We start from the raw sequence: 13,023 nt of genomic DNA on the forward strand, positions 1-13,023 counted from the left end.
TTTCTTGATTTCAGGCGGCAAAGACGGCCGGACGGCGGTTCCACCACGGGCGGGCGGTTTCCAGCTGGCTGCCAAGGCGGATCAGCAGATCCTCACGCGCCGGGGCGGCAGCAAATTGCACACCGACCGGCAGCCCGGCGGCGTTCCAGTGCAGCGGGACCGAGATCGCCGGCGAACCGCTGATATTGTAGATATGGGTATAGGGCATCCAGGACAGGTAAAAGCGGTAGTGCTCGCGCATGTCCACATCATGGGGGAATTCATCATGACGCAATGGCGGGCGGGCCAGCGTCGGCGACAGGATGACGTCGAAACCGTCAAACATCCGGTTCACGGCCTGGGCCACGCCATGCACCGCCGCGGTTGCCATGCGCTGATCGACGGCAGAGAGCGCATTTCCGGCCGCGATCATCTCGTTCAGGGTTGCAGGGAAATCTGCCTCGGTCAGCGCGCGCCCGAGCTGGGCTGCCTCAACCCGCATATCTGCCGCATATTCCGTCAGGATATAGGCTTCAAAGCCCGGCCAGCCGTTTTCGGGCAGCCGCAGGCTGGCCGGAGCACAATCATGACCAAGACTGTTCAGCAGCCGGGTGGCGTCCTCAACGGCAGCGAGGCAATCCCCGTCGGTCGGTGCGCCATAAGGCGCATCGGTCAGCACGCCGATCCGCAACCGGCCGGGATCGCGGCGCAGTTCAGAGACGAAATTGCCACCCGATGGGCTGTTGTAGAACTGGCCCGCCGTTGGCCCAGCAGTTGCATCGAGGATCGCGGCACTGTCGCGAACTGAACGGGTCAGCACATGCTCGACCAGCATCCCATCCCATGTCTCGCCGGCCGGTGCGGCCGGATTGCGCCCGCGCGACGGTTTCAGCCCGAAGACGCCACAGCAGGATGCCGGCACCCGGATCGATCCGCCGCCATCATTGCCATGCGCCGCCGGGACGATCCCTGCTGCCACAGCCGCCGCCGTGCCACCGCTGGAGGTGCCGGCAGTATGTGCGGTATTCCAGGGATTGTTCGTCTCGCCATGAAGACGCGAGCGCGTGGTCCAGTCCATTGCCAGCTCGGGCACAGCCGTCTTGCCGAAGGTCACGAAGCCGGCCTTCTTGTAGCGACGCACCAGCTCGGTGTCCTCTGCGGGCTGGTGACCATTGCGCAACGGCGTTCCGGCACCGGTCGGCTGGCCAGCATAGTTTTGCGTCAGATCCTTGAGGAGGAACGGCACCCCGCGGAACGGCCCGGCCCCCAGATCCTGATCGATGAAACGGCGGGCTTCCTCAGGAAAAGTATGGACCACCGCATTCAGCGCAGGGTTCACCTGTTCGACGGCCGCCAGTGCCAGATCAAGAAGCTCTGCGGGAGAGACATCCCCACGGGCAACCAGTTCGGCCAGCCCGGTCGCATCATATCCGACATATTCCGCAAGTTTCACTTCAGTCGCCTCACTTGATCTTTCGCGTCACAGCATGGCGGACAGCCTAGCCAGACCTGATCTGCGACACATGATCCCAAAGGGTGGCCTTGCAAAAAATCTTCTCTCACCCGAAAGTGTGAGACGACAGGGAGGCAGCCATTCAGTGACACCTACAGGGCTCAGCGACAGAAACAGCACCGCGCCCCGGCTGCATTCCGGGCTGCTGGACCGGCCCCGCCTGAGCAATCATGCCCGTGACCTTGGACGCTATCGGCTGGTGGTGGTACATGCGCCGGCGGGTTCCGGCAAGACAAGCCTGCTGAGCCAGTGGGCCCATGCGCTGCGCGCGGACGGCCAGCCGGTTGCCTGGTATGCCGCCTCTGACCGGCATCGCGAGCATCTGCCGCTGGCAGATTGCCTGATGCATTCGATGAACCGGCTGGATCAGCCCGACGAGACGACATCTTCGACGCGCGATGAGGGGGCGGATGCTGATATGCGCCTGCTGGCCCGATTGCGGGATGCAGCCGGACCGGCAGGCGGCCAGATCCGGCTGACACTCATCCTCGATGACTTCCATCTGATCGAGGGAGATGCCGAAACCCGGACATTAACCCGTATTCTTGCAGCAGGATTTGAACACCTGACGCTGGTGGTCGCCGGGCGTAACCGCCCTGCCCTGCCGCTGGGGCGCTACCGGCTCGCCGGAGAATTGCTGGAACTGTCTTCGCGCGAGCTGCAATTCTCGGAGGACGAAGTCCAGTCCTTCTTTCGCTCTGGCATAGGGCAGGATCTGTCGCCTGAAGAGGCAAGGATCCTGCAGCAGTCAACCGAGGGCTGGGCTGCGGGATTGCGACTGACCTCGCTGATTGAAAACGCCCCGAACAGCAGTTTCCTGCGCAGCGCACCCGCCGGCAGTCAGCGCGAATATGCGGAGTATTTTCTCGACGAGGTGATCGCCGGCCTGCCAGAGCCACTGTGCCAGTTTCTGGAACTGACCTCGGTGCTGGAGGCGCTGACACCAGAGCTGTGCGATGCGGTGACCGGACAGGAGGGCTCGGCCGCGATCCTTGCCCGGATTGAAAGCGATCAGCTTTTCCTGACTGAAATGGCAGGGGCGCACCGCTGGTACAAGTATCATCAGCTGTTTCGCGAATTCCTGCAGGCCAGGTTGCGGGCCCGCGCGCCCTCCGAGCTGCCGGCCCTGCATCTGCGCGCCTCGGAATGGTTCATCCGCGCCAATATGCCGTTTGATGCTGTGCATCATGCCTTCCGGGCCAACCGCCCCGAACAGGCGGCAGCGCTGATTGAAGGCTATTGCACCTTCGACTATCTCAGCTACGGGCGGTTTGACACCTATTCGCACTGGATGGCGCAACTGCCGCGCGAAAGCCGCGAAGCCAGGCCGCTGCTCATGTTCCTGATGGTCTGGCGCTATATAAATCTGCGCCAGTTCCTGAAGGCAGAGCAGATATTGCAGACGCTGGCGCAGGGCCATCATGACCGCGGGCCCCTGGACGAGGCTCCTGAAAAAACGCGGATGAATATTACGGGCCGGATCGATCTGATGCGGGCCCTGATCGGGGCCTATGGCGGCGATATGGTGGCCGCGCGCCGACATATAGATGCCATCCCGGATGACGGGCTTGATGCCCTTCCTTTTGGCCAGGTCGACCTGTTGTCGATCCATGCCTATGTGGCTTTGCATGAGGGAGATCTTGAACGTGCCGAACGCCTGACCTGGCGCGCACATACCATATATGATGAGCTCGGCTGCCATTGGGGGCAGGTGCATTCCCTCTGCATCGCCGGCATTTCCTACCTCGACAGATGTCGGCTGGCAGATGCTGAAAGGGTGCTTGCGATGGCCATGACCATCGCAAGGCAACACTTCAGTGATACCTCTTATATGGTCGCACTCCCGTCCGCGCTGCAGGGGCAGCTCGCGCAGATGACGGGTGATGCTGCCAATGCCGAAGCCTTGTGGCTGGCCGCCTTGCAAAGTGAGAATACCCAGGTTCCGGGTCTTTGGGAAAGGAAGCTCATACCCGTGGTCGGCCTGGTCCGGCTTTATGACCAGCAGGGCCGTGACTATGAGGCGACAACGCTTCTTCGCCGCTTCCACCGTGCCGCGATCGAGGAAGAGGATCTGCGCATGGAGTTCCGCCTCAGTATTGAAGCTGCAGACCGGGCCTTACGTGGGGGCGATGTCTCTGCGGCGCAGGATGGGCTTGGCAGGGTGTTGCGGCAGGAAAGCGATGCGCGTCTGCGGTTTGGCCCCGATATCTGGCAGATCTGGGAGCCCTTTGGTGTCTTACTGGCGCGGGCGGCCCGGGCCGGCCTGCTCGGGGGCGATCCAGAGGGGCTGCTGACCACTTTATCTGCAACGGCAAAGATCCAGAGCCGCACCGCATCAGAGCTCTTTTGCCGGTCGGTGCTGGCCGGTCTGGTCGCGCAGCCCGACCATGAACTTGACCGGCTGCGGCATGACATCAGGTCGGTCGGGCTGAAAGAGGCCGTGCCGCTGTCTTGCGCGGCCCCACCCGTCCCGGCAGCCGTCGCTGCCGCAGCTGAAATGAGGCTTCCCTGGCGGCTGCGCGCGGCGGGGATAACCCCGCGCGAGATGGAGGTGCTGATGCTGATGCGATCAGGGGCGCCCAATCACGAAATCGGACTGGCGCTCGGGATCAACATCAATACGGTGAAGACCCATACCAAGAGCATTTTCGCCAAGCTGAATGTGCGCAACCGGACCGAGGCGGTCGTGTTGATTACACCCCTGCTGAAGGATGCCGGCGCCCTCGATCTGAGATAAGCCCTTGCAGAACCGCCTTCCGGATCTTTGCCAGGTGATCTGACTTGAATCTGCCTGCCTTTCTTCGCAATGAAGTGGCCCCGTCCCGCCGGCGCCCGGGCACGTTCTCAGGCGCGGCAGGCTCTGAAATTCAGGCCGCTGACCCGAAAGCCGCAGGCGAAGCCCTGCACCTGTCCATTGTCGGGCGACAGTCTTTTGCCGGTCAACCGCTCCATTCTTAATGGTCCGTTTTCTCTCCGCGGCCCGGGGCAGAGCAGGCCCTGAGAAGACGGTGATTGACAAGCCCGCCCTCGCCGGAGGGTTTCTTCATGCGCCCCCTGCGATGACAGGCCAACCGGATATCACGTCTGTGATCGTGCTGACATCAGTGGTGCAAAGCGCTTCGAGTAGTCATGCATGATGTTCTCAATCTCGCTCTTGTTCGGTGGCTCCTCTGGGCGCTTGCCATATAGCTTTCCCATCCCCCAGCCTGGCGGGTCGTAGGGCTCGTCAAAAATGGATCTGAGGGAAGTCGCAGCAGCTTTGTCGGGGCCCATGTCGGTACCTCCATGACGCCACAGGGAATACCTGCGGACGAAACCACAATAGCACAGCCTGAACGTAAAAGATATGAAGTCAGGTCATGCGGTCTTCGTCATGCCCCCATACCAAGGTCAGGGATATGCGTGACCATCCTGCGCCGGCAGATTTCGAGACAGCCGTCAGGCGCCCCAGCTGGTGGCCATGAACCAGGCACCGAGAACGGCCGCTGTCAGAAGCAGGATAATCCCTTGAGTTCTCATTCTCCGGGCCCTTCTCTGGGTTGAGGCGATATCGGCAAGAAACTGGTTTATGTGTCGATGGATCATTCTGTTGAGCTGGGGATCGCCTGTGTCCGTCACACGGCGAAACCATGGCGAAACTGAGTTCGCGCGGGAATGTGCCGGCTCCGGACCACAGTACCGGCACACTCCCGCCCGCCACTAACTCATGCCCGATCGGTCAAACAGCCGCTGCGCCGTATGCCGCTGCTTTTGCGGCATGGTCTGATCCGCCTCCAGCCAGCCCCTGATAATTGGAATGAAAGGATCGGGCTACGGGCGCGGGACCCGGGCTGTGCGCCGCTGACCTGGCGGAACCGAAACGACATCATCTTCCGAACCGAGTCCCGCGACACGCTGAGTAAACGCCTTGTTCTGTTGAAGGACGCAATCCAACAGGCGCATTCTGACGACCTGGTGCGGCCGCGCATTAAAGCCCTTCCCTGCGTCTTCCTGCATGACAGGCTGGGCCTTCGCGCTTTATATGCAACCTCTGTTACAAGTCCCTGCTTTTTGTTGGCCTGCCCCGGTTCAGCCGGGGTCTTCCGGTGCCCCCGGGTGCCACACATTGCTCCAAGGGCGACCGGACCCGGTGCAGAGTGCCTTACCCCACATCCAGGCCCGCCCGCGGGTCGCTCTGCATCTGCCGGATCCTGCGAAACGGGAGACGCGCCTCAGGATCCGCCTAACTGAACAGCGGACTTCTCATCATGTTCGCTGCGCGTATCTCCACCTCTGCTTTTGCGCTGCCGAAGGCGAAAAATGCTCCGAAACCCGGGTCGTGACAGGACCTCGTCATCGGCCAGACACGAGGCGCCGGCGGGCCTGCGCCGCAGCGGCACGGGTGACCGAGGGCAATTCGCCAAACATCTGCCGGTAATCGCGCGAGAAATACCCGAGATGCCAGAAGCCGAACTGCGTCGCGGCTTCGGTTACAGGACGGTCTGTTTGCAGCATCCGCCGCGCCTCTGACAGCCGCAGCGCGCGCAGAAACTGCACCGGGCTGAGGCCGACCACCTCCTGGCAGGCATTCTGCAAGGTGCGGCGCGACAGCCCCAGCTCGACCGTCAGCTCTGCGACCGAGACCGGGCAGGTCTGGCCATCGGCGACCAGATCGCGGATCGCATTGATCGTGTCCCAGTGCCGGATGGTGCTGCGTCCCGGCTCACCGGTGCCGGCGGGCTGCAACATGTCAAGGATCCAGCCCACAAGGCCGCGGCTGAAAGCAGTGGCGGCAGCCGGCAGTTCCTCAAGCCTGAGATCGAGCCCCTCTTCATGCAAGATCCCGTGCAGGAGCCGCCCGAGCTTGGCGGCCCGGGCGCCTGCTATCGGCAGGCTGCGGCGCCCGGAGGACAGGACCGTATCAAGCTGATGCAACATCGCCTCGAACACCGGATCGGCAAAGCCGTTCACATCGATCTCGATGCCCAGAAATTCGAATATATCGGGCGACAGGAATTCAAACCCCGACCGCCCGGAGAAAACGAGAAGACTGTTCGGCCCGACTTCTTCACCGCAGATGCAGCTGCGCCCCCCTGCCCTGACCGGCAGGCCAAAGGCCAGCCGCCCCGCCGGCAGCGCGCCGGTCTGCAAGACCGATCGGTTCATCCGTTCCGAAAACAGCCGGGCCGCGCCCAGCCGGAAGGTGCTGAGCGAGCCGGTAAAGGCCCCGGCATGCAGCTGGATGTAATCCTGTTCCCAGGCCTGCAACAGCGTGGCCTGGTGGTGAACATCCTCGCTGTGCCTGACGGATTGCACATTGCTACTCACAGCACCGGGCCCTTTCGATGGCGGCGGCCGCGCAGGCAGAAAATCCAGGGCAAAGCGAACCAGCCCTCCGATGGTTTCCGTGCGATGGTTTCTCCCGGCCCGTCGCGGATCCGGGATCATGGGCTCACGATAGGCGCAGGCTTTGGCTGTGGTCAATCTTTGTGACCGTCAAAGCCCGGACTGCCCGTCCTTAAAAATCCATTCAGCCGCCAAAAGACCCGTAAGCCGCAGGGATCAGCCCGGATCTTCGGCAAGAACCGCCCGCATCAGCCCGGGAAACCGCCGGTCGAGATCTTCAAGCCTGAGGCTCAGAAGCCGCCCGCGCCCTGCCGGTTCGTTGCGCATGACCCCCGCTTCGCGCAGCACTTTCATATGATGCGATTTGGTCGATTTCGGCGCATCCGGGTTCTGGAGATGGCAATGCGCCATTTCCAGCGCGCCGCTGGCGATCTGGCGCACGATCTCGAGGCGCGCCGGGTCGCTGAGCGCGAAAAGGATATCGGTCAGGACCAGATCCTCGCCGGGCGGGTGGTAAAGACTGAGAGGTGTGAAACTGTCTTGATCGGCCATGGTTCGAATATAGTTGAACAGTTGCAGGTTTGTCAGTAGAAATCCGTTCGAAGAATATCGAACCATCAAGGCCCGCCCGGCCACTCCCCCCTGAAGACGTCCACGAAAGCCCCCCATGACAATTTCCGCCCAGCCGGGCCCTGCCAGCTCCTCCCGCCGCCGCGCGGGGTTTATCATTGCGGCACTGGCGGGAGGGGTGATGATGTCCAGCTCCAGCGCGCCCTCGCCCTTTTACCCGGTGCTGCAACGCGAGATGGGGTTCTCCGCCACGACGCTGACCGCGATATTTGCCGTCTATGCGATTGTGCTGCTGGCGACGCTTCTGACCGGCGGCTCGGCCTCGGATCATATCGGGCGGCGCCCGGTGCTGAGTTTTGGCTTCGTGCTGCTGGCGGGCTCGATGCTGGGCTTTGCTCTGGCCACCGGGCCGCTGGGTCTGTTCATCGCCCGCGCGGTTCAGGGGATTGGCTGCGCGCTGTTGCTGACCTCGGCCTCAGCCGCCGTCACCGATCTTGAACCCGCGAACCGCCCGGGCCTCGCTCAGGTGTGCAATTCGGTCATCCCGCTGGCCGGTATGGCAGCAGGTGCGCCTCTGGCCGGTGTGGTGATGGAACATGCCATTGACGCACGCCTTGATGTCTTTCTTGCGATCGCGCTGATCTGCCTGGGGTTTGCGGCGCTCGTGTGGAAAATGCCCGAGACCTCGCCGCGTCATGCCGGACTTTTGCAATCCTTGCGTCCGCAGGTGGGCATTCCGGTGCAGACCCGCGCGGCCTTCTGGCAGAGCACGCCCGCCATCATTGCCGGCTGGGCGACCGGAGGACTTTATCTCTCGCTGGGCGCGCCGGTGATTTCGGTGTTTTTCGGGATCACCAGCTTTGTAACCCAGGCGCTGGTCGTGACGCTTTTGTCCGGCATGGGCGCGCTGGCCTGTTTCATTGCCCGCCGGTACACGCCGCGCCAGGTGATGCTGTACGGCACCTTCGCCCTGGCGCTTGGCACAGCGCTGACGCTGACCGGGATCTGGCTCCGGGTGCTGCCGCTTTACCTGATCGCGCTGACACTTGCGGGCACCGGGTTCGGCACCTGTTTCTATGCCTCATTGCGGACCATCGTGCCGCTTTGCCCGCCGGATGAGCGCGGCAAACTCTTTGCCGCCCTGTTCACGCTGAGCTACCTGGCCTTTGGTCTGCCGGTGGTCGCGGCCGGCTTTGCCATTCCCCGGATCGGGCTGGATGCGACAGTGCTGACCTATGGGCTGATCATCACCGTGATGGCGGCGCTGGCCTGGGCCTGGCGCCGGTTCGGCAGCCAGAGCTGACCCTCTGCCCTGGCCCGTCCCGAGGCCCGCCCCCGAAGCGGCGCAATCCCGCCGCTTCGCAACCATCTGATTTATCCGCATCACCGGTGTCACGGCGCGACCGCTGACATCCGCCTGGCACAGCAAGCGGAAAGCGGGGCGGCGTCAGCCGCCTGCCCCCGTCCCCATCCGCTGTGCCTGCCGGGTGATCAGGTGATCGACCGCCAGGCCAAGGAAGGCAACCGCCAGCCCCAGAACCATCCCTTTGCCGACATCGCTGGCCGAAAGCGCGCGTTGCAGCTCCTGGCCCAGATCCTGGGTGCCGATAAAGGCTGCAATGATCACCATGAACAGCGAGAACATCACCGACTGGTTCACCCCCACCAGCATCACCGGCGCCGCCATCGGCAATTGCACATGCCAGAGCATCTGTCGCCTTGTCGTGCCGCTCATATGCGCCGCCTCGATCAGTTCCGGCGCAACTCCGCGCAGCCCCTCGATCGTATAGCGCACCAGGGGCACCGCCGCGAATGTCACCACCGCCATCACCACGGCCACATCATTGACGCCGAAAAGCATCACGACCGGGATCAGGTAGATAAAGCTCGGGAAGGTCTGAAGCGAGTCGCAGACCAGCAGCACCCGGTTCGCGCGGGTCTCGGAGGCTGATGCCCAGATCCCCAGCGGAAAGCCGATCAGCGTCGCCAGGAAGACCGAGAAGCCGACCATATAGACAGTGATCATGGCCCGGTCCCACCAGCCCGAAAGGGCAATGGCGCCGATGAAGCCCAGCATGACCAGCGCCGATCTCCAGCCGCCGACGGCCCAGCCCGCCGCCGCAACCGCCAGCAGCACCGCGCTGAAGGGCAGCCACAGGATCGCATCGCGCAGCGGGATCAGCACCCAGGTGATCAGAAACCAGCGCAGCCAGGTCGTGACCGGATCGACCAGCCGGATCAGCCAGTCCACCAGCGCATCGACCGGGGCCGCAATGCTTAACGCGTCGCGGCGCGGCACCTGGGCCAGCAGCGGAAAGACCAGCGACAGGGCAAAGGCCAGGGCAATCGCAACCGCCCAGACCAGCAGAACCGGGTGACGCCGCGCCCAGGACAGCCCCTCTGCGTGATGCAGCGGCTGGCGTTTCGCCCAGGCCCGGCTCAGCCGGTCAAGCACCACCGCGATCAGCACAATGGTGATGCCGATCTCGACCGAAAGCCCGATCTTCAGCGCCTGCAACAATTGCAAAAGCTTTTGCCCCAGCCCCGGCATGCCGATGAAGCTTGCGAGCACCACCATGGCAAGGCATTGCATGATCACCTGGTTGACACCGATCAGGATGTCACTGCGCGCCGTCGGGATCCGCACCCGGGTCAAAAGCTGCCAGGGCGTGGAACCGGACATGCGGCCGGCCTCGATCACCTCTTCGGGCACTTTGCGCAGGCCCAGCCCGGTCATCCGGATCATCGGCGGCACCGAGAAGATGATGGTGACAATCGCCCCTGCTTTCGGGCCGACCCCGATAAAAACCACAACCGGGATCATATAGGCGAAATGCGGCAGGCTTTGCGCCACATTCAGGATCGGGTTCAGCACCCGCTGCACCGCCGTCCAGCGCCAGGCCATAATGCCAAGGATCAGCCCGGCAAGCACCGAGAACGGCGCCGCAACCACGATGACCGAAAGTGTCTCCATCGCCCATTGCCACTGGCCCATAACCGCGATCCAGACGAATGTGCCCCCCGCAAGCGCGGCAAGCTTCCATCCCCCGAGCCACCAGCCAAGGGCCGCCATCGAGATAGCCACCACCGACCAGGGCAGCGGGCCAAGCCTCGGCCAGCGGTTCTTGCCGTAAAGGATATTCGCCGTCACATCGAGCAGCCATTCCAGCATGGCGGCAAAGGCGCGGGTGACCTGCATCAGCCCCAGATCATCGCGCAGAAAGGCAAAGCCTGCGTTGATCCAATGCGCGAAAGGCACCACCAGCCAATCCGGCAAGCGCAGCAGCTCTGCGGGCAGAAGATCGCGGCCAAGGATCAGCACGGCTGCAAGGCCCAGCATCAGCCAGACGGCATGCGGCCGGGGCGAAGACGAAGAAAGGTCGATCCGGTCCACCATGCTCATGCCGCTTCGCCCAGCAAGATATCAAGGGCGTGGCGGCGCTCCAGCATACCGGTCACACGGCCGGTGCCATCCGCCACCGGGATCCAGTCGCGGCTGTCATTGACCAGCCGGCGGGCAAGGTCGCGCAGCGTCTGCCCCCCGGGCAGCGCGGGCCCCTCGATGGCGCGGCCCGCCACCGGGCCGGCAAGGCCCGAAACATGCAAAACCCGCGCGCGGTCGATCTCGGCGGTAAAGCGCGCGACATAATCTGTCGCGGGTTGCAGCACGATCCGGCCCGGCGTGTCGATCTGCTCGACCCGCCCGTCCTTCATGATCGCGATACGGTCGGCAAGGCGCAGCGCCTCGTCGAAGTCATGGGTGATGAAGATGATGGTCTTTTTCAGCATCCCCTTTAGGCGCAGGAATTCATCCTGCATTTCGCGCCGGATCAGCGGATCAAGCGCCGAAAACGGCTCGTCGAGGAACCAGATATCCGGCTCGACCGCGAGCGAGCGTGCGATACCGACCCGCTGCTGCTGGCCCCCGGACAGCTCGCGCGGGAAATAGCCCTCGCGGCCCTTAAGGCCCACCAGCGCCAGCATTTCGCGGGCGCGCTCGATCCGCGCCGCCCGGGGCTGGCCGCGCATCTCTAACGGAAATGCCACGTTTTCCAGCGCATTGCGGTTCGGCAGCAGACCAAAGCTCTGGAACACCATGCCCATCTTGCGGCGCCTCAGGTCAATCAGCGCCGCCTCGTTCAGCTTGCCGATATCCTGGCCCTCGATCAGGATCTCACCCGCCGTGATCTCATTGAGGCGCGACAGGCACCGGACCAGTGTCGACTTCCCGGACCCCGACAACCCCATCACCACCAGCATCTCGCCAGGCATGATATCGAGTGAGACATCATGCACCGCCGTCACATGCCCTTCGGGGCGCGCGCCCGGATCAGAGCGCAAAGCCGCCAGCGCGGCCTCGGGGCGGGGTCCGAACACTTTCCAGACATTGCGGCAGGAGATGACAGGAGCGGGGCGGGGCGGGAAATCGGTCATACGGGTCTCCGGGCTGAGGCAGCCCGCCCCTGAACGCCAGAACGGGGGCGGGCCTGAGAGGCTATCCTTGGGTCACAAAGCCTGTGGGCTTATTCCAGCCAGGGTTTCCAGATGGCCTCGTTCGCGCTCAGCCACGCGGCCGCCGCATCTTCCGGCTCCATCCCGTCGACATCGACCAGCTTGGCCATTTCCGCGATTTGCGGATTGGTGAAGCTGACCTTTTGCAAGACGGCATAGGCGGCCGGCCATTTTTCGGGCATCCCATCCCAGGCGGCGATCTTCAGATAGCCGTCTGCGGGGTTGCCGCAATCATAGACCTTATCGGCATGCAGCCCGACCGCCGGATCGGTGTCACAGCCCGGTTCCCATTTCGGGAATTCGACGAATTCACCCGGCCAGACGGCTTCGGCGAAATTCGGGGTCCAGTTGAAGAGCACGATCGGCGTCTTATCCTTTTCCGCCGCCGCAAGTTCCGCCCAGAGCGCCGCCGCCGAGCCGGCATTGACCACGGTGAAATTCATCGACAGCGCATCGACCTTTTCCGCGTCATGCTTCAGCCAGTCGACCGGTCCACCCAGAAAGCGCCCCTTTTCGCCGGTTTCGGGCGTGGCAAAGGCGCTGGCGCAGGCATTCAGTGCCTCCCAGTCGGGCAGGCCCGGGCAAGCCTCTTTGGTCCAGAGCGGATACCACCAGTCTTCGCGCGTCACCGCATTGTGGTTTCCGGCCTCGTGGATGCCGCCTTTCGCCACCGCCGCGTCGAAGGAAGCGCCGAACGCGCCCTCCCAGACCTCGACCTCCAGCGCGGCATCGCCCAGCCGGATCGCTTCATAGACCGCCTGGCTGTCGGTCGAGACATATTCGACGGAATTGCCCATGCCTTCGAAGATCTGACCCACGGCATGGCTCATGACGATCTGGCTGGACCAGTTATGGATCGGAATGGTGATCGGGTCTGAGGAATCTGCGGCTTGAGCCGCGCCTGCAAGGCTGGCGGCGACAAAGATCGGTGCAAGGGCAAGCCTTGCCGACCGCGACAGGCGGCTGGTTCTGGTCATCTGGTTTTTCCCTGTTGTGAGGCCCGCGCGGGTTTTCCCGCTGCGGCTGTGGTCGGGAGGTTCGGCCTCTCCTGACCCTCAGGCTAGCCAGAGGTTGTTACCAGGTAAGCCCTTTAGGATGAACAGACTGGATTAAATTGTGAAAGA

Annotated in this window: 8 protein-coding genes and 1 pseudogene; 2 read left to right on the forward strand and 7 right to left on the reverse strand. The window is 63.3% G+C overall.

The window, feature by feature from the left end:
- Window positions 1–10: 10 nt before the first annotated feature.
- Window positions 11–1,432, reverse strand: coding sequence for an amidase (locus AC4FS3_RS15875; RefSeq protein ID WP_491021369.1), 1,422 nt, complete (start codon window positions 1,430–1,432; stop codon window positions 11–13).
- Window positions 1,433–1,577: 145 nt separating this feature from the next.
- Between AC4FS3_RS15875 and AC4FS3_RS15880 the strand changes: the two genes are divergently transcribed.
- Entirely contained in the window at window positions 1,578–4,229 is a 2,652-nt protein-coding gene (locus AC4FS3_RS15880) for a winged helix-turn-helix domain-containing protein (RefSeq protein ID WP_491021370.1), read from the forward strand.
- 977 nt (window positions 4,230–5,206) lie between these two features.
- Here AC4FS3_RS15880 and AC4FS3_RS15885 read toward each other — a convergent pair.
- The 3 genes and pseudogenes from AC4FS3_RS15885 to AC4FS3_RS15895 form a co-directional block, all read right to left on the reverse strand.
- Window positions 5,207–5,388, reverse strand: a pseudogene (locus tag AC4FS3_RS15885) (IS21 family transposase); the annotation flags it as partial.
- Between the two features lie 436 nt (window positions 5,389–5,824).
- The gene (locus AC4FS3_RS15890) at window positions 5,825–6,787 is read right to left on the reverse strand and encodes a helix-turn-helix domain-containing protein (protein ID WP_491021371.1); all 963 of its coding nucleotides are present in this window, start codon (window positions 6,785–6,787) and stop codon (window positions 5,825–5,827) included.
- Between the two features lie 246 nt (window positions 6,788–7,033).
- Entirely contained in the window at window positions 7,034–7,435 is a 402-nt protein-coding gene (locus tag AC4FS3_RS15895) for an ArsR/SmtB family transcription factor (protein WP_491021372.1), read from the reverse strand.
- A gap of 49 nt (window positions 7,436–7,484) precedes the next feature.
- On the opposite strand from AC4FS3_RS15895, the gene AC4FS3_RS15900 reads away from it, so the two are divergent.
- Window positions 7,485–8,690 carry an MFS transporter gene (locus tag AC4FS3_RS15900; protein WP_491021373.1) on the forward strand — a complete coding sequence of 402 codons (1,206 nt, stop codon included), beginning with the start codon at window positions 7,485–7,487 and terminating at the stop codon, window positions 8,688–8,690.
- A gap of 144 nt (window positions 8,691–8,834) precedes the next feature.
- Here AC4FS3_RS15900 and AC4FS3_RS15905 read toward each other — a convergent pair whose 3' ends face one another.
- The 3 genes from AC4FS3_RS15905 to AC4FS3_RS15915 form a co-directional block, all read right to left on the reverse strand.
- Window positions 8,835–10,790, reverse strand: coding sequence for an ABC transporter permease (locus AC4FS3_RS15905; RefSeq protein ID WP_491021374.1), 1,956 nt, complete (start codon window positions 10,788–10,790; stop codon window positions 8,835–8,837).
- Complete coding sequence (locus tag AC4FS3_RS15910) at window positions 10,787–11,821, reverse strand: quaternary amine ABC transporter ATP-binding protein (RefSeq protein WP_491021375.1); 1,035 nt, start codon at window positions 11,819–11,821, stop codon at window positions 10,787–10,789. The genes AC4FS3_RS15905 and AC4FS3_RS15910 overlap by 4 nt, the downstream gene beginning before the upstream one ends.
- Before the next feature lie 89 nt (window positions 11,822–11,910).
- Entirely contained in the window at window positions 11,911–12,876 is a 966-nt protein-coding gene (locus AC4FS3_RS15915) for an ABC transporter substrate-binding protein (RefSeq protein ID WP_491021376.1), read from the reverse strand.
- Between the last annotated feature and the right edge of the window lie 147 nt (window positions 12,877–13,023).

The organism is Pseudogemmobacter sp. TB195, assembly GCF_058313095.1.